Origin of the sequence: Vaginella massiliensis (assembly GCF_900089075.1) — a bacterium.
Taxonomy (GTDB): domain Bacteria; phylum Bacteroidota; class Bacteroidia; order Flavobacteriales; family Weeksellaceae; genus Weeksella; species Weeksella massiliensis_A.
In genome coordinates this window covers 127,050-150,235 of the sequence record NZ_LT593746.1, presented here as the reverse complement: position 1 = coordinate 150,235, position 23,186 = coordinate 127,050, and the positions used below count along the sequence as shown (strand labels likewise).

Here is a 23,186-nt window from a genome sequence, read left to right as displayed (position 1 = left end):
TTTTGAATTATATTACATGTAATTCATCGTACGGAATTTCTAAATTATCTATTGATACTTTTTTATTATTTACTCTGATTACAACTTCTTGATCACTTCTTTTATAAATTATTTTGTAAATAAACATTCCATAAATAATAGCTGTAATTATAAATACTCCTTTTACATTTAAGATTTTTGGGTAAATATTATTAATCAACACCATTAGCAGTATTATGATAAAGCAATACAGAATTAAACTCACAAAGCTATAGTAATATAATTTGGTTAGATTTAATTTAACTAAACGATATTTTCTCATTTTTTTTAATTCTATTTTTCATTAAAAATATTTTAAACTTGAAATTATTACTATAAATAAAATTACCGAAAGAATAACTAATAAAATAGATAATAAAAAAAATAAAATTCTAATCCTTATATGGGTGATTTTATACTGTTTTTGTAGTTCAGAAATAGAAATAGTCTGATCGAGATATTTTTTAACAAGTTTTCTAGTCACTAAAAATTCAAAGGAAACTGATATCAATAAATATAAATAAACATTTCTAAAACCTAATTTGATGAATATGAAAAAAATAATTCCATAGATAATAAATGAAACGTTTGAAGTGGTTACATTTAAAAGAGCTAATTTTAAATCAGCCCCTCTAAACTGCCCTATTTTTTGTCCACAATAATTTATAAATAGCCATTGTTTTATAATTTTATTTATCATATATACCTGTGTCAATCCCATTAAAATTATTATCAATTCTCCCACTAATATCAAAAGTGAAATCTAATACACCATATGCCAATATAAATGGAGCGGTTACTGGAAATGCTAGTCCAACTGCTAAAAGTGACATATTAACTACTGTTGAAGCTTTTATATTACCATCATCTAAAACATCTACAACTCCTACAGCAACTGATGCTACGTTACCATAGTTCCCTGCTTTAGTCACAAATTTCCCAGTCTTATTCACGAATCCTTTAGTTTTTTGATAAATTTCTCCAGATTTTATACCAGTAAATTTAGATAATTTATATGCATAGTGCCTTTTTACATGATGAGGGATTTTCTTATACCCTTTTACACCAACTTCAGTATAATCAAGAATTCCATTAAAATTTCTTTCAACGACATTTAAATAAAAATTTTTCTCTATGACATGTTTCCCCACATTAATATAAGCTTCTTTAAGCTCAATTACACCTTTTAGAAAATTGTCAGATTCAGCTCCTGTACTTTGGGCATTTACGATCCAACTAACAGTGTTTAATTTTGAGTTGATTTTGATATTAGATAATACATCCGTTTTGAAGTTGAGCCAAAAATGACTAATGATACCACTTCCAAAATCACCGCCGTTATAACTATTTAATGACCCAATCAATTGGCCATAATCACCCCCAGCACTTAAATAACTTTCTAACATCAAAGCATCAAAACCAGTAAACGTATAATTCCCGTTGATGTCTCTATCAATTCTTCTTCCATCAGGATCGGTAAACGAAACTAGGTTGTTGGCTACATAAGCATAAGGGTTGATACTGTTGTAATGCTCTGCCAATTGGTCTATACCGTTCCATCTGCCAATATCGGGCATGTATTGTCGCCATCCATAGTCGTAGAATCCGCTTTCTGTTTGCAACTCTTTGCTGTTGTAGGCATAGTCAAAGGTATTGCTCCCAGAATATTGTGTAGAGATCACTTGTAAACCGCCCGATTCAATGGCTACTCCTTCTTCTATAATGGCAGGTGTGCTGATAAGCCCAGTATAACCACGATGCTTGCCTCCAAATGCATAGAAATGATTTTCGTTTAAGATTTTTGCTTTTTGTTCTTTATCATCCCACGCATAACTCACCCGTACGTTACCCAAATGGTCGGTATAGTTATAGACATAATTATAAGTTCTGCCACCACTAACTTTATTGGTCACCACATTTACATACCCTTCCGATGTTGGGAAGAATTGTAAATCATTGTTTTGGTACTGAAAGCCTCCTAAATAATCGGTTTGGGTTACTTTGATACCATCGGTTACAATTTTTCTCAACTTTACACCGCTTGCATCGTAGGCATAGTTAATTTTCTTGGTTGCATTCCAAAGAACTTCTGTAGGTAAATTTAGGTGATTGTATTTAATTTCTGAAATTGATGCGTTAAAAAATGAAGATTTTGAGGTTATTGGGCTAGAATATACTTCTGAAAGTAAGGATATTACAAAATTGGAATTTACTCAAAAAGCCAAAGCACTCATCTGTGGAAATGAAGCCTTTGGTATTTCTCAAGAATTAATAAGAGAATGTGATTATTGTGTTCATTTACCCATGTATGGTAAAAACACAAGTATGAATGTTGTGATGGCAACTTCAATTGCACTTTGGGAAATGATTCATTAAGTTTAAAAACCATTATATTTACTAAGTATGGAAAATGAACAAAATTCGGTTATGAAGAAAATGGTTTTATCAGGAGGAACGGGATATTTAGGTGGTCTAATCCAAGATTATTTTAAAAATGAATATGAGATTTATATTCTCACACGTTCTGAAAGAGAAAGTAAAGGAAACATTCATTTTGTAAAATGGGACAGCAAGAATTTAGGTGATTGGACTAATGTATTAGAAAATGCAGATGTTCTGATTAACCTTGCGGGTATAAATATCAATACTCGTTTTACGGAAGAAAACAAAAAGAAACTACTTTCTTCTCGTATAGACAGTACGGAAGCTATCGGTAAAGCTATAGAGCAATGCGAAAATCCTCCTAAGATGTGGCTGAATGCGTCTTCTGCAGCTATTTATGAGGAAAGTAAAGAGGTTGCAAGTACGGAGAATGATATTAGTAGAGGGGATGATTTTTTATCAATTCTAAGTCAGAAATGGGAAGAAGCCTTCTATAAATACGCCAATGATAAAACTAAAAAAACTGTCTTTAGAATTTCATTGATTTTAGGTGAAAGCGAAGAAAGTGCATTGCACATGCTTAAAAAGTTAGTGAAATTAGGTGGAGGCGGAGCTGCTGGTTCTGGCGAACAAATGGTAAGCTGGATGGGTGAAAAAGATTTGCCAAGAGCTTTGGATTTTATCATGAAAAACGAACTAACGGGAGCTTTTAATTTTAGCAATGGAAATGCTTTGAGCAATGCTGATTTTATGCAAGAATTGAGAAATAAATATAAGATGCCAATAGGTTTACCAGCTCCTGAATTTTTAATCAATATCGGAACTAAAATAATTGGAACTTCTCCAGATTTGGTTTTAAGAAGTCAAAATATTGAACCTAAAAATTTAAAAGATGCTGGGTTTAAATTCGAGCAACTTCAATTATCAGATATTTAAATAAAATTATTTTGAATTATAAAATAACACGCTTAGAAACACCTCTAGGAGCGTTTTTTTTTTATAGTATGTTATTTTTAAATAAAGTTTAGTTAAAGCCTTAATTTATCACATTACGGAATAACAATTGATGCATACTATAAAAAAATATACTATGTCTGAGAAAAATTATTTCAAAAAAGAAGCTATTGATAAATTAAAGGAATTAGCTGAGAGTGCAAGGATTTGCATGATGACTACCAAATTAGATGAACGTCCGATCCCATCGCGACCTATGACTTTGCAAGAGGTGGATGAAAATGGAATTCTATGGTTTTTGAGTGGTAGGGACAGCGACAAAAACTATGAATTGAAAAAAGATACCAAAACGCAATTATATTTTATGAATAATTCCAACTCTGAATACCTTTCAGTGTATGGAACAGCTGAAATTTATTTAGATCAAAATACCATTGACGAACATTGGTCGGTTGCGGCAAATGCTTGGTTTAAGGAAGGGAAAGAAGATCCAAATGTTTCTGTTATTGGTATTAAACCTTTAGATGTAAAATATTGGGCAACTAAACACGGTAAATTTGTAGATATAGCGTTAATGGTTTATTCAGCGATAACAGGCGCCGATAAAGGTGGCGATGGCGGAGAGGAAGGAAAACTAGAAATTTAGAAAGATATCAATTTTAAAGCGTTTAGTCTTATGACTAAGCGCTTTTATTATTTTAAAATCTGATTCTCCGCAAACACACCTAATATTTTTAGTATATTAGCGCTCAAAAAGCAGGGATTATGAACATATTCAGTTTTACGGCTCATTTCGGTTCGGAGGAAGATTGTCGTTTGCATTTCAAGGAGCAGCGTGATAAGGAAGGGGTTGTCTGCAAGCGATGCGGGGGCACTTCCCATTATTGGTTACAGGGTAAATGGAGTTATGAATGCAAAGGTTGCCGTTTCCGCACCTCGTTGCGCAGCGGTACGATCATGGAGAGCTCCAAGCTGCCGTTTCTGGTGTGGTACAAAACGATGTTCCTGATGAGTTGCACAAAAAAGGGATTCTCCACCAACGAACTCCAGAAGCAATTAGGATTGAAGCGTTACGAACCGGTATGGGCGATGGTACACAAACTCCGCAGGGCGATGGGCAACCGGGATGCAAGGTATACACTGGAAGGGATGATAGAACTGGATGAGGGTTACTTTTCGGTGGCCAGTAAGGAAATCGAGCGAGGCAAGGGTACACGTGGCCGGGGAGCCGAGGGAAAGCAGAACGTTGCGGTGATGGCCGAAAGCACCCCGTTGGAAGATATCGAAACGGGCAAAAAGGAGAAGCATGTGCGTTATTTCAAGGCCAGGGTACTGGATAGCCATCAAAGTGAAGGAATCAACGGCGTGGTCAGGGACTGCATGGAGGATGATGCCATCGTATTTTCGGACAAAAGCACTTCTTACGTTGACATCTCCGATCTGGTGGAATTGCACGTCACCGAGAAATCAGACGCCAAAACCACCAAGGAAACACTCAAATGGGTGCATATCGCAATCAGTAATGCAAAACGGACATTGCTGGGCAACTACCATAAAATCAAAAGGAAATACTTACAGTTGTATCTCAACGAGTTTATTTACAAATTAAACAGACGGTATTTTGGAGACAAACTCTTTGACAGACTAGTAATTGCGAATATAACAGGTGCATAAACGGATAATCAGTTTTAAAATATTTAAAACATAGAAATATATTAATTATCAATCTTTATCAATATGAAAAAAGACAACAAACCAACTTCAAAAAAAAATTCAGGATTTAGAAAAGGACATGAAATGTCCGATTGATCACACAATGACGACCAACGATGGTGTTAAAATTAATGACGACAATAATTCTTTAAAAGCGGGAGAAAGAGGTCCTTCTTTGTTAGAAGATTTTATTCATCGTGAGAAAATGTCACATTTTGATCGTGAGAGAATACCCGAAAGAGTCGTACACGCAAGAGGTAGTGCAGCACACGGTGTTTTCGAACTATATGAAAGTTTAGAAAAATATACCAAAGCAGGTTTTTTGACAGATACGAGTCGTAAAACGCCTGTATTCGTTAGATTCTCTACGGTTGCAGGTTTTAGAGGTTCACCCGATTTGGCGAGAGATATTAGAGGATTCTCAGTAAAGTTTTACACTGATGAAGGTAATTACGATTTAGTTGGAAACAACACGCCAGTTTTCTTCATTCAAGATGGAATGAAATTCCCAGATTTAGTTCATTCGGTGAAGCCAGAGCCAGATAATCAAATTCCACAGGCGGCATCTGCGCATGACACTTTCTACGATTTTGTATCGCATGCAACTGAAACCTTGCACAACCATATGTGGGCGATGAGTGATAGAGCCATTCCTAGAAGTTTGCGTATGATGGAAGGTTTTGGTATTCATACCTTTAGATTGGTTAATGCTTCAGGAAAATCTTGTTTCGTTAGATTTCACTGGAAACCATTGTTAGGAATTCACGGAGTAACTTGGGAAGAAGCGGTTAAAATCAATGGCGCTGATTCAGATTATCACCGAAGAGATTTATGGGATGCGATCGAAGCAGGACACTATCCAGAGTGGGAATTAGGTTTGCAAATCATTCCAGAAGAAGATGAAATGAAATTCGATTTTGATATTTTGGATGCGACTAAATTAATTCCAGAGGAAATAGTACCGGTTAAAATTGTAGGTAAAATGACTCTGAATCGAAATCCTGAAAATTTCTTTGCAGAAACCGAACAAGCGGCTTTTCATCCAGGTAGAGTAGTGCCCGGTATTGATTTTTCTGATGATCCTTTGTTACAAAGTAGATTGTTCTCTTATCATGACACCCAGATTTACCGATTAGGTGGCGCGAATTTTAATCAAATACCGATTAATCGAGCAATTAATGAGGTTCATAATAATCAACGAGACGGACAGTTTCAAACCCAAATTCACAAAGGAAAATCATCTTATTTCCCAAATAGTCTAGCAGGCGGATGTCCGCATTTGGCTAAAATGGCTGAGGGAGGATTTACTTCTGTTCCAGCTCCAGTAGAAGCACATAAAGTAAGAGCTAGAAGCGAAAGTTTTTCTGATCATTATTCTCAACCAGCGTTGCTATTCAGAAGTTTACAGCCTTGGGAACAAAATCACATGGTAAATGCTTACTCATTTGAATTAGGAAAATGTACACAGCAACATATTCAAGAGAGAATGTTGTTTCAGATTAATAAGATAAATGAGGATTTGGCGAGTAAGGTAGCTAAGAATTTAGGTTTAAAAGTTCCAAAATCCATCGATATGCCAGTCAACCAAGCGATTGGAGCAGATGCCGATGGCTCTGATCAACCTGGAGATGTTAAGGTGTATTTAGAAAAATCGCCAGCCTTGAGTATGACGCATATTAAGTCGGACAGAATTGATGCTCGTATGATTGCTGTTTTGGTCGCTGATGGATTTAACATGAAAGATTATCAGTCTATTAAAGATCATTTAGAGTCCAAAAATGCGATGGTGAAATTAATTGCTCCACACGGAGGAACGATCAAGTGTAATGAGGGTATGGAGCATAAGGTAGATGCAGCTCTAATGACGACGGAATCGGTGTTGTATGATGCCTTGTTTATTCCAGGAGGTAAGAGTGTAAATGCTTTAATGAATGAGGCGAAAGTCTTTAAATTCATTGATGAATCATACAAATATTGTAAAGCCATTGCAGTTACAGCTAATGCAGAAGACTTATTAAAGAATAGTCAAGCTAAGGATTACAAAGAAGATAAATTTATTTTTATTGATGGAGAACCTAGCGATTTTTCGTCTGCCATTGCAAAACACAGAAATTGGGATCGAGAAGAAAAAGCTAAAATGATTTCTGTTTAATTTTAATTCAAGATTAAAAATTCAAACTCCTTTTCATTAGAAAGGGAGTTTTTTTATATCTCTAAAATTCTATCGTTAGCAATAACAAAATTTTTTCCTGTAGATTGTAAACGTGTATCAAGTCCTGTGAACTCACTAAAGGCTGGAAGGATTAATTGATTTTTCTGTAAAAGAAAACTCGCTAATCTAATTTTTTGTCGAGCACTTAGTTTTAAATTCACCCCCGGATGTATATGTCCACAAATATTTGGAAATTCAGGCTTTTCGCTTGGATGATGTGTTATGATAAAATTTTTAAAGTCTAAGTTTTCATCAACTAATTCGATGCCTAATTCTTTATAAACAGAAACTTTTAATCGGTCATGATTACCTTTAACCAATATGAATTTTAAGTTTAAATATTTATTTCTCCAAGATTTAAAAATCTCAATTTCTGAATTGGCAGAGGCATGAAAGAAATCTCCTGCAATAATAACTTGATTCGGAGCGTATTTATTAATTAAATCAGCCAAACGACTTAAATCACTTTCGGCGATATTACTAGGAATAGCAATACCGTTTTTTCTAAAATGAGTGGATTTTCCTAAATGTACATCAGCGATGATAAGACTTTTGGAATCAACATGATATAAAGCTTTTCCTGTATCTAAAATAAATTTTTCTCCACTAAATTGAATCTCCAAACCTTTCTATCTTTTGAGTTTATAAAACTACATCAACTTTTGCATTTTTTCAATTCTTTTCACCAAATCTTCGTTGCTCATACTCGCACGGAGGCTATCCACTTTTATTGGAAAACTAAGCGGCGTAAAGGCTGTTCCTCTTTTAAAAATTAATTTACTGTGTGCAATTCTATTAAATGCTTTCTTCAAACGAACTTCCTCGAATTGCTGGTCAAATACTTCGGTATAAGCTTGTTTTAATAATAAATTATTGGGATCATAATCTTCTAAAACCCTAAAAATTAAACCTGTAGAGCTTTGCAGACTTTTGTAATTCTTACTTTTACCATAATAATTCTGCAAGACTAAACCTGAAATCACTGCAATATCTCTGAACTTTCTAGAAGCCATTTCCGTTGCATTTACACTGGCCACCGCATCTTGCATTAGATTATCTAAACTTAAAATTTTAAATAAATTCTCTTCATCTAATGGAATTTCCTGATCGCTTAAAAGTTCAAAACCATAATCATTCATAGCAATAGTGAAGCTAATGGGTTTAATCAAACTAATACGATAGGCGATAATCGACGCAAAAATCTCGTGCACCAGTCTACCCTCAAAAGGGTACATAAAGAGATGATGCCCATCGCGGGTTTTTATCATTTCAACCAAAAATTCATCTGATTTGGGAATATGAGAGCGTTCGTCTTGGCGTATTAACAAAGGATTTAAGAACTTTAATTCTTTTTCTTTTGGCGTAGGTTGAAGGGCATCCGCCAACTTAGTTCTCATAAAATGACTTAAATCCGAGGAAAGAGGTAATCGACCACCGAGCCAACTGGGCGTAATCGCTTTTCCGCTAGAAGATTTCACATAAGCGATGGTATCTTTTATGTTTAAAAGTTCTAAAGTTCGACCAGCTAAAATAAATTTATCTCCAATTTTCATTTTTGAGATGAAATATTCCTCGACCATTCCGATGTAACCTCCACTTCTGAATTTAACTTTCATCAACACATCACTCACAATCACGCCCATGTTCATGCGATGTAGCAACGCAATTCTCCTATTGGTGACTTTATAAAGACCATCTTCTTGAACTTCAACTTTATGATACTCTTCATAACGTTTTAATGCAGGTCCGCCTTGGGTAATAAAATTAAATGCCCATGCCCAATCTTCTTCATTTAAAAGTTTAAAAGCATACGTTCTTTCTACAATTTCTTTGATTTCATCCTCTCTATAACCATCACCAACAGCCAAAGTCACTAAAAATTGGATTAAAACATCATAGGTTAAAACCATGGGAGATCTAACTTCAATCACCTTTTGTTTAACCGCTTCTTTTATTGCTGAAATTTCAATTAATTCTAAAGAATGCGTCGGAATAAAATAGATTTTTGAGGTTTCAAAAGGAGAATGGCCACTTCTACCTGCCCTTTGTAGAAACCTAGCAACTCCTTTCACAGAACCAATTTGAATGACGGTGTCTACCGGTTTAAAATCAACTCCTAAATCTAATGAAGAAGTAGCAATTACAGCTTTTAATCGTCCTGAGGATAAATTATCTTCAATCCATTCTCTTAGGTTTTTGTCAATCGAGCCGTGATGAATGGCAATTAATCCTGCTAAAGATGGATCGCCAGCTAAAATCAGTTGATACCACATCTCAGATTGACTTCTCGTATTGGTGAAAATAAGTGCCGTTTCTGCTTGATTGATAATTGGAAGAATCTTGTCCACCATTTTAGAACCCAAATGTCCTGCCCAAGGTAAAACCTCAATTTCATCAGGAAATACAGTTTCAATTTCTGTCTTTTTCTTTAATCTGGTTTGAATAGAAATTTTTTTAATGTCATATGGAATTAAAACTTCCATAGCTTCTTCTAGATTTCCAATGGTAGCAGTAATGCCCCAAATTTTAAGTTGAGTGTTAAATTTTTGAAGATAAGAAATCGCTAATTCAGTTAGAACGCCCCTTTTGCTGCCCAAGAGTTCGTGCCATTCATCTATGGCAATACATTGTATATTTTTGAAAAATCGTTGATGATTTTTCATGGCGAACAACAAATGGAGCGTTTCTGGTGTTACGATTAATATCTCCGGCATCGATCGCGCTTGACGTTGTTTGATTTTTGCAGGCGTATCACCATTTCTTGTTTCAACGACCCAATCTAATCCAACCTCATTAATTACTTCTTGCATCGCACGCTGTAAATCCTTGGCCAAAGAGCGAAGAGGAGAAACCCAAATGAGTTTAATTCCTTTGCCAGCGTATTTTTTTGGATGATTTAAATAGTCAATCAGAACAGCCAAGAAAACCGAAAAAGTCTTACCATAACCCGTTGGTGCAACGACCATTCCGCTATGACCTGTGCTGAATTTCGCCCAAGTTTTTTCTTGAAATTGAAAAGCCTCATTACCGTTGGAGTGCATCCAGTCAGAAATGATTTGATATCCTTCACTATTTTTAAATTTCGACACTCGCTTAATCCTTTAAATTAATCAATAGATAGTGAATCAATTAAAGCTTTGACGCTTTCAATCGTATCAATTTCATCGACCGTTTTATCTTTTCTCCATCTTTTAATTCTTGGAAATCTTAAAGCAACACCAGATTTATGGCGATTACTTAATGCAATTCCTTCAAATGCAATTTCAAATACAAGTTCCGGTTTAACAGTTCTAACTGGCCCGAATTTTTCAATTTCATTTTTGCGAACAAATCGACTAACTTCTTGAATTTCTTTATCCGTTAATCCAGAATAGGCCTTGGCAATGCTAACCAATTTCTCACCATCTCTCACAGCAAAAGTATAATCACTATAGTGACCACTTCGTCTCCCAGATCCACGTTGCGCATATATCATAACAGCATCAATCGTTAGCGGGTCGACTTTCCACTTCCACCAATCGCCCTTTTTTCTTCCAGTATGGTAGGGTGAAACTTTTTGTTTCAACATCAATCCTTCTGAATTGATAGATCTGGCTTTTTCTCTAATTTTTCTTAATTCCTCCCAATTTTCAAATGGTATAATTTCAGAGAGTTTGATGAGTTCACTTTGAATATCTACAGTTAATTCCTCTAATTTTTCTCTTCTAAATTTTAAAGGTTTTTCACGAATATCAGTTTCATTCCATTCCATGCAATCATACATATAAAAACCAATCGGAACCTCTTCTAAAAGCTTTTTGGTAACATTATTACGATTTAATCTTTTTTGTAAATCATTAAATAGTAAAACATTTCCGTCCTTCAGTGGTAGAATCTCGCCATCGATAACGAAATCTTCTTTTAGATTTTTAAAAACCTCTACCAATTCAGGGAATTGATTGGTTACCAATTCCTCACCGCGCGACCAAATGAAGATTTTGTCGTTTCTTTTTACAATTTGACCTCGAATTCCATCCCATTTATATTCTACCTGCCATTCTTGGGGTGAACCTAGCTCATTCAAATCCTTTTCAAGGGCATAGGCCAAACAGAAAGGATAGGGCTTGGAATCATCATAATTAATGTGTTTTCCAGAAATTAATTCATTGAAACTAATGGAATTCATATCCCAATTACCAATGATGCTATGCATAAGTTGATTTGCATCTCGGCCAGAGAATTTAGATAAACCATTCACCAATGTTTTCTTAGAAACACCTATTCTAAAGCTTCCACCAATTAATTTATTAAAAATCAATCTATCTTGTTGAGATAATCCTTTCCAAGCTTTAGTTACATAGCTTTTTTTGTCCTCATCAGATTTATATTTAAGTTCTTTTAATTCATTCATCCAAACATGAAGAGGTTTGTTGATTTCATTTTGAGGCTCAGGTAAAATGAGGGAAATGGTTTCTGCTAAATCACCCACAGCAGAATAACTTTCTAAAAATAGCCATTCCGGAATGTTAGCGATTTCCATCGCCCATTCTTTCATAAGCGTTGTTTTCACTGGTCGTTTTGGTCTTTTTCCAGTAAACAGCGCAATTAACCACAATTTATCGCGGTCCTCGGCCGTCTCAAAATAGTTAGCCAATGCAGCAATCTTTGCATTGGTCTTATTAGTCATTTCGACGGTAGATATAAGTTCAGAGAAGTGTTTCATGGTCAGGATTTTAACTCGCTTTCGGATTTTTCTTCTTCGCCATATTCTGTCTTTAGCTCATAAGACTCAATCCCAATTTCATTTAAATATTTAGCAAAAGTAGCCTGAGACCCATGTGTTACATATACTTTTTCGGCTTCTGTTGCTTTAACTGCAGAAATTAATCCATCCCAATCCGCATGATCGCTGACAGGAAAGCCAGCATCAACAGATTTCCATCTTCTGTTACCTCTAATTTGCATCCAACCCGAACAAATTGCTGTCGCTGCATTGGGAACCTTCTTAATCATATTAGAACCTAATAGGGCAGGAGGAAGTATCACAATTTTACCATCCATTTGCTTTTTATTATCCCAGTCAATTCTATGGTATTCTGGAATTTCATAACCCGTACTTTCTATAGCTTTGTTTAAATTATCAATCGCCGAATGAACATAAATTTCATCAATGCCTTCAATTAATTTCATAATGCGTTGTGCCTTTCCGAGCGAATACCCAAAAAAGACACTGGTTTTATTGTTTTCTTGATTACGATGAACCCAATTCGTTAGTTGCTCTTTGTAGATATCGTTTTTCTGCCATTTATAAATAGGTAAGCCAAAAGTTGATTCTGTAACGAAAGTGTGACACTTTACAGGCTCAAAAGGAGTGCTAATTTCATCTTCATCTACTTTATAATCTCCAGAAAATACAAATACATAACCTTTCCATTCCAATCTTATTTGAGCAGAACCAATTAAATGTCCTGCTGGATGAAGAGAAACTTTAACGCCATTAATATTGATAGGATCATTGTATCCAATACTTTCAACAGATATATCTTTACCAATTCTATGTTGAATAATAGGTTTGGTGTAGTGATGACATAAATAATGTTTCATTCCAGAACGTGCATGATCTGCGTGTCCATGAGAAATTATTGCATAGTCTACCGGCTTCCATGGATCTAAATAGAATTTTCCTGGAATGCAATAAATGCCTTTAGATGAAAATTGAATAAAATTCTTCAATGACAAGATTTGAATTATAGTAACTTATTGATTTAAATGTCAATAATTCTATAGCAAAAATGTTTCCATAAATAATTTTGGAGGATAGTGTTGCAATAAAACAGAAATGAGGAGAGGAATTTTAAGGCATAAAAAAACCGCTGTCAACCTATAGTTTACAGCGGTTTGTTGCTTATTGTTGCGTGATGTTAATTGCTCGTTATTTCACTTCTTCGAATTCTACGTCTTGTACATCATCGCCAGAATCATTGCCTTGGTCTGGATTTGCAGCACCTTGTGCAGCATCGCCTTGTCCTTGGTTCATGGCAGCGTACATTTCTTGCGAAGCATTATTCCAAGCAGTGTTTAGTTTTTCCATAGAAGCATCAATTGCTTTTACGTCCTGACTTGCGTGTGCAGCTTTTACTTCGGTAAGTGCATCTTCTATTGGTTGTTTTTTGTCTGCTGGCAATTTGTCGCCATATTCTTTCAGTTGTTTTTCGGTCTGGAAGATTAACGCATCTGCCGCATTTATTTTTTCAACCTTTTCTTTGGCTTCAGCGTCTTTTGCAGCATTTTCTTGCGCTTCTTTTTTCATGCGTTCGATGTCTGCTTCGCTTAGACCAGATGACGCTTCTATTTTAATGGTTTGCTCTTTTCCTGTTCCTTTGTCTTTGGCAGAAACATTCAAGATTCCGTTGGCGTCGATGTCGAATGTAACTTCGATTTGTGGCACTCCACGTGGTGCAGGTGGAATATCGGTAAGATCGAATCTTCCGATTTCTTTATTGTCGTTGAACATCGGACGTTCACCCTGACCTACGCGTAAGGTTACGGCTGGCTGATTGTCTGCTGCGGTAGAGAAAATTTCAGATTTTTTGGTCGGAATAGTCGTATTGGCTTCAATCAATTTCGTGAAAACTCCACCCAAGGTTTCGATTCCTAAAGAAAGCGGTGTAACGTCTAATAGTAAGACATCTTTTACATCTCCTGTCAGAACACCACCCTGAATTGCAGCTCCAATCGCTACCACCTCGTCTGGGTTTACTCCTTTAGAAGGTTTTTTACCAAAGAATTTTTCTACCTCTTCTTGGATTTTTGGGATACGAGTAGAACCTCCTACCAAAATAACCTCGTCGATGTCAGAAGTTGATAATCCAGCATCTGATAATGCTTTTTTACAAGGCTCCATAGAACGTCGCACCAAGTCGTCTGTCAATTGCTCAAATTTTGCACGTGTTAAGGTTTGCACCAAGTGTTTTGGCCCGGTTTCGTTTGCGGTGATATACGGCAAGTTGATTTCGGTTTGAGCCGAAGATGACAACTCGATTTTCGCTTTTTCTGCAGCTTCGCGTAAACGTTGCAATGCCATCGCATCTTTTTTCAGGTCAACGCCTTCTGCCGATTGGAATTCTGATGCCAACCAATTGATGATGGCATCGTCGAAATCATCGCCTCCTAAGTGTGTATCACCATTGGTAGACAATACTTCGAAAACACCGTCTCCCAGCTCGAGGATAGAAATATCAAAAGTACCTCCTCCCAAGTCGTAAACTGCAATTTTTTTGTCAGAATTCGCTTTGTCTAATCCGTACGCCAAAGCCGCTGCAGTAGGCTCGTTGATGATGCGTTCTACTTTGAGACCTGCAATCTCTCCAGCTTCTTTGGTCGCTTGTCTTTGCGCGTCGTTGAAGTAGGCAGGTACTGTAATTACTGCACGTGTTACTTCTTGACCCAAATAATCTTCTGCTGTTTTTTTCATTTTTTGTAGAATCATAGCAGAGATTTCTTGTGGTGTATAATTGCGTCCGTCGATATCAACTACAGGCGTGTCGTTGTTTCCTTTCACTACTTTGTAAGGAACGCGATCGATTTCTGCTTGATCGTTATTGAATTTAGTACCCATAAAACGTTTGATAGAATATACCGTTTTGTGTGGGTTGGTAACAGCCTGACGTTTTGCAGCGTCACCTACTTTTATTTCACCACCTTCTACAAATGCTACAATAGATGGGGTGGTTCTTTTACCTTCTGCATTCGGAATTACGGTTGGATCTGATCCTTCCATAACCGATACACATGAGTTAGTAGTTCCTAAGTCAATTCCAATTATTTTGCTCATTTCGTTTATATTTTTTAGTTTTTTGATTTATTAATTGTGATTACGACTAGCTAATAGTCAATCTTTGTGCCATTGGAAAGTTTTATGACAAATGGAGTTGTCGAGGTGACATATTGTCACATATACGGTTATCCAACTTTAGAGCCGTTTGGCACAGCTCGCTCTACATCAAGCAATACAACGTGGTCGTCGTGGTAAACGCCCATTACCAAACATTCGCTCATGAAGTTGGCGATTTGTTTTGGTGCAAAGTTGATATTGGCCATGATTTGTCTGCCCACCAATTCTTCTTTTTTGTACAAGGCTGTGATTTGGGCAGAAGATTTTCTTGTGCCGATTTCTTCCCCAAAATCTATCAAAAGTTGGTAAGATGGTTTACGAGCCTTCGGAAAGTCGTTGACTTCTAAAATTGTCCCAACTCGCATATCCAATTTTTCGAAATCTGCCCATTCGACATGTGATTTCGGTTGTTTGTTTTCGAGGTATTCTAAGTATTGTTCCACGACAGTTTTTTGCGAAGCATATTTTTTTTGCAACGTACTGCCTTCGCCCATTTGACTGTAATAATGTAAGGCTTTTTTGGCAAAACCTATCAAATAACGATCTTCGACCGTTGGCAATTGTGGAAATCGCTGATGAAAAATCATTTCGGTATACGCCTGCCATTCTCGTTCGCTTCGTTCGTCAACGAAATGATCACCAGAGCGTTGGTGTAGATGATAAATTTCGTGCATCAGCAGGTTGACAACCAAATCGAGATCGAAGTTTAGAATATTTCTCGGAATTCGAATTCTGAATCCAGTTTCTGCTGAACCTTCAGCTGTTAAAAGCAGAGAGTTCTGACTTTCCTCTTCTCGAAAAACAATTTGCTTCAACAAAGGATGCGATAAATCGTATTGTGCCATCAAAAATTGTACACCTTCTACAGTCGCCTGCTGTTCTCGAAAGGTTTTGATGCGCGTCTTGATTTCTTCCGAAGTGAGCATTTTCTTTTAAGATTATCGAATTTATTTTTTGGTCTAAATATACTATTTTTGACAAAACGCTTAAAATGAAAAAACATTACTTTTTGACCCTCATCCTACTACTTACAAGTTTCGCCCAGGCTCAAGTATTGCATCACAAAAGAACGTATACCAGACAAGATACCTTGCGTGGAAGCAATACGCAATACAGAGATTGGTGGGATGTGAAGCATTATGATTTGACTATTGATGTGGATGAAAAACAGAAAAAAATAAATGGTGTGAATCGCATCAAATTCGAAGTGACCAAGCCAAATCATCATCAGCTGATGCAGATCGATTTGCAAGAACCGATGCAGATAACTCAAATGTTAATCAACGGCAAACAGGCCGAATTTACTCGCGAGGGAAATGTATTTTTCGTCAAAACAGCTCATCTGCTCAAACCCAAAAAGAACGAATTGAAAATATATTTCAACGGACATCCACACGAAGCCGTGAATGCGCCTTGGGATGGCGGATGGATTTTTACGAAAGATGAAAAAGGCAGACCCTGGCTAAGTGTTGCAGTGCAAGGTTTGGGTGCAAGTGCTTGGTTTCCGAATAAAGATTATCAGGGCGATGAACCAGACCATGGCGCGAAGTTAGAGATCATTGTGGCAGAAGGGTTAACTGGGGTTGCAAACGGAAAGTTGAGCAAAGTGAAACGACTTCCAAACAAAAAGGTAAGTTTTACTTGGGAAGTGAAAAATCCGATCAACAACTACAACCTCATCCCCTCGATAGGACATTATCTCAACATCAAAAAGAATTATAAAGGACTGAAAGGGAATTTAGAACTCAATCATTATGTGTTGGATTATAATATGGATAAAGCCTTGATCCATTTTGGCGAAGTCGAAAAAATGCTCCAAAGTTTTGAAGATTGGTTTGGACCGTATCCTTTTTACGAAGATTCTTTCAAATTGATTGAATCGCCTCATCTTGGGATGGAACACCAAAGCGGAATTGCCTATGGTAATAAGTTTATGAACGGCTATTTGGGCAGTGATCTTTCGGGGTCGGGTTGGGGATTGAAGTGGGATTTTATCATTGTTCACGAGGCTGGACATGAATGGTTCGGAAACAATATCACGACCAACGATGTTGCCGATATGTGGGTGCACGAAGCTTTCACAGCCTATGCCGAAACGCTTTTTGTAGAAACGCATTTTGGTAAAAAAGCTGCCGGAGATTATGTGATTGGTACGCGTATGAAAATAGTAAATGATATTCCGATTGTTGGCGTTTACGGGGTGCAGCAAGAGGGGAGTGGCGATATGTATTACAAAGGTGCCAATATGATTCACACTTTTCGTACCTGGTTGAATGATGATGAAAAGTTCAAAAATATCCTTCGTGCTCTCAACAAAGATTTTTATCATCAAACGGTTGACGGAAAAGATATTGAGGCATATTTGGAGCAAAAATCTGGTTTAGATCTGAAAGCTTTTTTCGAGCAATACCTGCGTACAACTCAAATTCCGCTGTTGGAGACAAAGATCGAACATGATCAATTACAGTTTCGTTATACTCAGGTGGTAGAAGGATTTTCTATGCCGCTTCGATTAGCGAATGGAGCAACGATTTATCCAACAACCAATTGGCAAACTTTCAACGGTAAGAAGTCCGATTTCAACATCTTGAAGTCGTATTTGGTCGAATGGAGGTAAATAAAAAATCGCCCTAGTTGTAGAGCGATTTTGTTTAGATCGAAAAGAATTTATTAGTTCGAATAGTTCGGAGCTTCTTTGGTGATGACTACATCGTGCGGATGACTTTCGTTGAGTCCAGCATTGGTAATGCGAACCAGTTTGCCGTTGTTGATGAGTTCGTCAATCGTAGCGGTTCCGCAGTAGCCCATTCCGGCGCGTAATCCACCACAAAGCTGATACACCACTTCTTGTATAGAACCTTTGTAAGGCACGCGACCTTCAATCCCTTCTGGAACCAATTTTTTGGCATCCGATTGAAAATAGCGATCTTTCGATCCGCGTTTCATTGCAGCCAAAGATCCCATTCCTTGATAGGTTTTGAATTTTCGACCCTGATAAATGATTTCCTCTCCAGGCGCTTCGTCTGTACCAGCAAACAAGCTGCCCAACATCACGACATTTGCACCAGACGCAATTGCTTTTACAATGTCGCCAGAGAGTTTTATCCCACCGTCACCAATTATCGAGACGTTTCGGGTTTTGGCATATTCGTGTACATCGTAGATTGCCGAGAGCTGTGGCACACCAACGCCAGCTACAACGCGAGTAGTACAAATAGATCCTGGACCAACTCCTACTTTTAGAGCGTTCGCTCCAGCGTCGATCAAATCTTTTGCTGCGGCTGCCGTTACAATATTTCCTCCTACAATATCCAACTCTGGGAATGCGTGTCGTACTTCTTTTACTTTGTCGATCACTCCTTTAGAATGACCGTGAGCAGAATCCAACGCAATGATGTCAACGCCTTTTTCAACTAAGGCTTGTACGCGCTCCAACGTTTCAGCGCCAACACCTACACCAGCACCCACGCGCAATCTTCCTCTTTCGTCTTTTGTTGCATTGGGGTATTCGCTCAAGTTGTCGATGTCTTTGATGGTGATGAGTCCTATCAGTTTGTTGTGCTCGTCAACAATAGGTAATTTTTCTATACGATTTCGCAGCAAAATTTCTTTCGCTTTATCCAAATCGGTATTGATGTCAGACGTGATGATGTTTTCTTTGGTCATGACTTCTTCTACCAATTGATCTAAATTTTTCTGGTAACGAATATCGCGATTGGTGATGATTCCTACCAATGTACGGTCTTTCTCGATTACCGGTAATCCAGAGATGCTGTATTGCTCCATCAATTCTTCGGCATCGCGCAGGGTATGTTTTCGGGTTAGGGTAATAGGGTCTGCAATCATACCGTTTTCAGATCGTTTTACACGGTCGATTTGTGCGGCTTGCTCTTCGATGCTCATATTTTTATGAATAAAAGAAAGACCGCCTTCACGTGCCAAGGCAATGGCCAATTTAGATTCGGAAACGGTGTCCATCGCAGCCGAAACAATTGGGATGTTGAGCTGAATTTTTTCGGTCAAACGAGTTCTAAGCGAAACTTGATTTGGGAGGATTTCTGAGTAAGATGGTACTAAAAGTACATCGTCGAAGGTGAATCCTGTTTGGATAATTTTATCAGATAAAGGCATTGCTTTTTGCCAAGCAAATATAAAGTAAATGCATGAGAAATCAAATTAATAAATATAAAACTATTCGAGAATCGACCAATAATCAAAAAAATAGTATTTTCGCAAGGTCATAGGATTGTTTGATTATGAAATTGAAATTCAATACTTGGAATAATTATTTGGGCTGGGCCATGTTTTTGGTTGCAGCAATTGTTTATTTGTCTACTATGGAACGCTACCTGAGTCTTTGGGATTGTGGCGAATACATTGTATCGTCTGCCAAATTGGGGGTAACCCACGCTCCAGGTGCGGCGTTTTTTCAGTTGGTCGGAGCGGTTTGGAGTGTTTTAGCTTTTGGCGACGGAGCGCATTATGCGACCATTATCAATGCTTCTTCTGCAATTTATAGTGCAGTTACGGTAATGCTTTTGTTTTGGATCATTACGTTTTTTGTTCGTAAATTATTTTTCGGAACGCAATATAATACGATTTCGGTCAACGATATTCCGCTTAGCCAATCGCAGCAAATCATTACTTTAGGAGCAGGCGTGGTAGGCGCTTCTGTTTTTATGTTTTCCGATACTTTTTGGTTTTCGGCGGTAGAAGGAGAGGTTTATGCTATGGCTTCGTTGTTTACTGCGCTCATCGTGTGGTTGGGCGTAAAATGGGATGCCGACGCCGATTCGCCGAGAGGCAACAAATGGCTGGTGTTGATTTCGCTAGTTATCGGCTTGTCGATTGGGGTGCATTTGATGGCAATTTTGGCAGTGCCTGTGGTTTGTTATTTCTACTATGCTCGTAAAAATCAATTCAGTGTCAAAAGTTTTATTATCGGAAATATCATAACGGTTTTGATTTTGGCTTTCACTTTCAAATTGATTTTCCCTTTAACCATGAAGCTTTATGGTAAAGTCGAGGTTTTTGCAGTCAACAGTTTAGGGTTGCCTTTTCATTCGGGTACCTTTATCACAACCATCTTGATTTTAGGAACTTTCTATTTATTAATAAAATACTCAAGAAAATCGCCCCTTTTCAATACCGCGGTGTGGTGTGTGATTTTTATGCTGATCGGATTTACCTCTTGGTTGGTGATCCCGATACGAGCCAATGCAAATCCGCATATGAACCTCAACGACCCCGATACGGCTTTGGGAATGTTGGATTATTTCAACCGTGAACAATACGGCGATTGGCCTACAACTTATGGACCAGTCTATACTGCTCACATTGCCGATGATGGAATAGAACGAGATGCAAGCGGAAATTATGTAAGCAAAACGACGGGAGCCGAATATGTGAAAGATAATCGAATTGGGAAATATGTAAAAGTTTATGATCGGAAAGATTATGTGTACAATGATAAATATGTGAAATTCTTCCCGAAAATGTTCGATCAGAAGCCAGACGTTATGGAGAATTATGCCGCAATCTATGGCTTCCCTGAATTTTCTTTGAATACTGCTTATTTTAATAACTATCAAGATGATGAAGAAACCAAAGCGCAGAAACGTCAAGTAGCAGAAAGAGCTTATGGTGATCTCATTGCTAAACAACAAAATGGTAGCTTGAAGGTCGCCGACCTGAAACAGTATAGTGAAATCTTAACAATAGAGCCGCCAACTTTTGGGCAGCAACTCAATTATTTCCTCGATTACCAGATCAACTATATGTTTTTGCGCTACTTCATGTGGAATTTCTCTGGGCGTCAGAACGATTTAGAAGGGCGTTTTGAAGCCGTGAGAGGAAACTGGATTTCTGGTTTTTCGTTTATCGATACACCGCGTTTGGGCGATCAGAAAACTTTACCTATCGAATACAAAAACGACGGGCATAATGTATACTATATGCTGCCTTTGTTGTTGGGATTGTTGGGCTTCTTCTTTCAACTCAATCGAAATTTCACCCATTGGTGGGCGGTTTTAGCCTTGTTTATGTTGACCAGTGTTGGAATCATTTTTTATACCAGCGTAAAACCATTCGAACCTAGAGAGCGCGACTATGCATTGGTGAGTTCATTTTTTGCATTCTCCATTTGGGTAGGAATAGGCGTGTCGGCAATTTATTTGGGATTAGAAAAATTGCGAAAGAAAACCTTAGACTCCAAAGCAGCGTTTGCCATTACAGCACTTACGCTGATAGTTCCAATCTTGATGGCATTTCAGAATTGGGATGATCACGACAGGTCCGAGCGTTCTGTTGCTCACGATTTGGCGTACAATTATTTGGTCGGATTGGACAAAAATTCGGTGTTGTTTGTCTATGGGGACAACGATACCTATCCGCTTTGGGGGCTACAAGAAACCGAATTGTTCCGAGACGATGTGAAGATTGCCAATCTTACTCTGGCTCATTCGCCGTGGAATATCGAACAATTGCTGCGCAGAACTTATAATGCACAAGGACTACCTTCGAATTTGAAATATACCGATTATCAAAACGGAACCAACGACAATATTCTCATTATGAATTCGACGATAAAAGGATTCTTCGATGAGGTAAATTCGTACGTAAAAGAAGGCACAACGCTTGCAGAGCTGACCGAGATGCCAGTAGAGCAAGCTCAAACCTATATGGTTGATCAGCGTATCGATGCTGCACAGGTCTTGAATGCATATAAAGTTTTGGCTGGCGTCGAAAAGTATGCAACCCAAGACAGTATGACGGCCAAGGAAGCGATGGATTTTATTTTGGATAATAAAAATCCGGCGAAAAAAGCATTGGCAGATTTTTATGGCTACCAAGTTGGGCAAGCCAATTTCTTACCCGTAAGCAAAATTATTGTACCCGTAAACAAAGAAAATGCCTTGAAATACGGATTGGTAAATCCGAAAGACAAAGACAAAATTGTAGACCACATTGTCATCAATATCGAAAGACGCACCCTATACAAAGCAGATTTGTTGATGTTGTCACTATTGGCAAACTACAATTGGGATCGCGCTTTGTACTTCAGTGGAGGCGGGGTGTATGACAATTCTAATATTTTCTATTTGCAAAACTATTTAGAATACGCAGGATTATCGTACAAATTCGTTCCGATTTACAACAAATTTGGCAGTAACGGAAAAATAGGAAATTCGAATCCCGAAGCACTGAAACGAACTTTTGAACAATTCAGATGGGGAGGCTTCAACAACCCAAAAGCTTCATTCAGTCAGAACGAGCGCAATTATGCCTCTTCTTTCCGCAATGTTGCCATTAGATTAGCCGAAGATCTCATTGCCGAAGAAAGAAAAGATGAAGCAGAAAAAGTATTGGACAAGCTGATGAAAGAAATTCCTGCATGGCCACAGTATGGGTACGGATTGAATATTGGTAGAATTGCAGGTGTTTATGCAAACTTGGGCAAAGATTCGAAATCGAAACAACTCATCGATTTTGCCAAAAACGGATTGGAAGAGAATAAACAATATTTAGAAAAAATAAAAGGAAAAGTATCGGCATCAGTTGGCTCAGAGCTAAGCAGTGTGAACAACGATCTGATGATGATCAACTACAACGAGATTTCTTCTTTGGCCGCTTCTGCGAAGAAAGAAGCCGCTTTGATCAAATTCAAAGATTTGTATTTACCTAAGAAATTGGCTTTCATTAAATTGTATAATGAATTTATGAAAGATAATCAGATTTCGTCGAGCGAAGAAGTGCAGGTGGTAAATAAATTCAACGAAGTGATGGAAACCTTGAGTATCATTGCTGATATCGACACTGTTTATTACAATCAAGAACAAACCGATATGTATAAATTGGTGGGCGAATAACCTTTTTGACACGAAAAAAGACAGAAAAGTAGCACTTTTGGTGCTGCTTTTTTTTATGATAATTGACAACTTTGTTAACTGCAAAATATTGATTATTAGTGTTTAATATTTTTAATATCTAATATTTTGACTTGATTAAAGCATTTTGGCACACGTTTTGGAATTA

16 protein-coding genes are annotated in these 23,186 nt (G+C 37.4%); 7 read left to right on the top strand and 9 right to left on the bottom strand.

From position 1 onward, the window contains the following. Positions 1-322 precede the first annotated feature (322 nt). Both BN8061_RS01845 and BN8061_RS01840 read right to left on the bottom strand, forming a co-directional pair. Positions 323-718, bottom strand: coding sequence for a hypothetical protein (locus BN8061_RS01845; protein WP_068595944.1), 396 nt, complete (start codon positions 716-718; stop codon positions 323-325). Beyond that, on the bottom strand, positions 708-2,048 hold the full coding sequence (locus BN8061_RS01840) for an RHS repeat-associated core domain-containing protein (protein ID WP_068595941.1): 1,341 nt from the start codon (positions 2,046-2,048) through the stop codon (positions 708-710). The genes BN8061_RS01845 and BN8061_RS01840 overlap by 11 nt, the downstream gene beginning before the upstream one ends. A gap of 79 nt (positions 2,049-2,127) precedes the next feature. Here BN8061_RS01840 and BN8061_RS01835 point away from each other — a divergent pair, with 79 nt between their 5' ends. From BN8061_RS01835 to BN8061_RS01815, 5 genes are all read left to right on the top strand, one after another. Further along, positions 2,128-2,394, top strand: a complete 267-nt coding sequence (locus BN8061_RS01835; protein ID WP_068595938.1) for a TrmH family RNA methyltransferase — start codon at positions 2,128-2,130, stop codon at positions 2,392-2,394. 27 nt (positions 2,395-2,421) lie between these two features. Further along, complete coding sequence (locus BN8061_RS01830; RefSeq protein WP_235802663.1) at positions 2,422-3,336, top strand: TIGR01777 family oxidoreductase; 915 nt, start codon at positions 2,422-2,424, stop codon at positions 3,334-3,336. Positions 3,337-3,490: 154 nt separating this feature from the next. Continuing rightward, a complete protein-coding gene (locus BN8061_RS01825) occupies positions 3,491-4,000 on the top strand; it encodes a pyridoxamine 5'-phosphate oxidase family protein (RefSeq protein ID WP_068597856.1) in 510 nt (169 codons plus the stop codon). Between the two features lie 119 nt (positions 4,001-4,119). Continuing rightward, positions 4,120-5,028, top strand: a complete 909-nt coding sequence (locus BN8061_RS01820) for an IS1595-like element ISBbi1 family transposase (RefSeq protein WP_005807145.1) — start codon at positions 4,120-4,122, stop codon at positions 5,026-5,028. A gap of 118 nt (positions 5,029-5,146) precedes the next feature. Further along, positions 5,147-7,219 carry a catalase gene (locus BN8061_RS01815; protein WP_068595935.1) on the top strand — a complete coding sequence of 691 codons (2,073 nt, stop codon included), beginning with the start codon at positions 5,147-5,149 and terminating at the stop codon, positions 7,217-7,219. A gap of 53 nt (positions 7,220-7,272) precedes the next feature. Here the strand turns inward: BN8061_RS01815 and pdeM are convergent, their stop codons facing one another. The 6 genes from pdeM to BN8061_RS12345 form a co-directional block, all read right to left on the bottom strand. Further along, positions 7,273-7,902, bottom strand: coding sequence for a ligase-associated DNA damage response endonuclease PdeM (gene pdeM / locus BN8061_RS01810; protein ID WP_068595933.1), 630 nt, complete (start codon positions 7,900-7,902; stop codon positions 7,273-7,275). 27 nt (positions 7,903-7,929) lie between these two features. Further along, entirely contained in the window at positions 7,930-10,368 is a 2,439-nt protein-coding gene (locus BN8061_RS01805; RefSeq protein WP_235802662.1) for a ligase-associated DNA damage response DEXH box helicase, read from the bottom strand. A 17-nt stretch (positions 10,369-10,385) separates the two neighbouring features. Continuing rightward, on the bottom strand, positions 10,386-11,981 hold the full coding sequence (locus BN8061_RS01800) for an ATP-dependent DNA ligase (protein ID WP_068595929.1): 1,596 nt from the start codon (positions 11,979-11,981) through the stop codon (positions 10,386-10,388). Between the two features lie 2 nt (positions 11,982-11,983). Beyond that, positions 11,984-12,991: a ligase-associated DNA damage response exonuclease gene (locus BN8061_RS01795; protein ID WP_068595928.1), complete on the bottom strand. Its 1,008-nt coding sequence runs from the start codon at positions 12,989-12,991 to the stop codon at positions 11,984-11,986. 199 nt (positions 12,992-13,190) lie between these two features. After that, positions 13,191-15,092, bottom strand: a complete 1,902-nt coding sequence (gene dnaK, locus BN8061_RS01790) for a molecular chaperone DnaK (RefSeq protein ID WP_068595926.1) — start codon at positions 15,090-15,092, stop codon at positions 13,191-13,193. 128 nt (positions 15,093-15,220) lie between these two features. After that, positions 15,221-16,078 (bottom strand): tRNA-binding protein, encoded by an 858-nt coding sequence (locus BN8061_RS12345; protein ID WP_317038971.1) that lies wholly within the window; start codon positions 16,076-16,078, stop codon positions 15,221-15,223. 65 nt (positions 16,079-16,143) lie between these two features. Between BN8061_RS12345 and BN8061_RS01780 the strand changes: the two genes are divergently transcribed. Beyond that, on the top strand, positions 16,144-17,769 hold the full coding sequence (locus tag BN8061_RS01780; RefSeq protein WP_068595924.1) for a M1 family metallopeptidase: 1,626 nt from the start codon (positions 16,144-16,146) through the stop codon (positions 17,767-17,769). Positions 17,770-17,822: 53 nt separating this feature from the next. On the opposite strand, the gene guaB is transcribed toward BN8061_RS01780, so the two are convergent. Further along, a complete protein-coding gene (guaB, locus tag BN8061_RS01775) occupies positions 17,823-19,283 on the bottom strand; it encodes an IMP dehydrogenase (protein ID WP_068595920.1) in 1,461 nt (486 codons plus the stop codon). Positions 19,284-19,408: 125 nt separating this feature from the next. Here guaB and BN8061_RS01770 point away from each other — a divergent pair, with 125 nt between their 5' ends. Further along, positions 19,409-23,020 (top strand): DUF2723 domain-containing protein, encoded by a 3,612-nt coding sequence (locus BN8061_RS01770; protein ID WP_068595918.1) that lies wholly within the window; start codon positions 19,409-19,411, stop codon positions 23,018-23,020. The last annotated feature ends 166 nt before the right edge of the window (positions 23,021-23,186 follow it).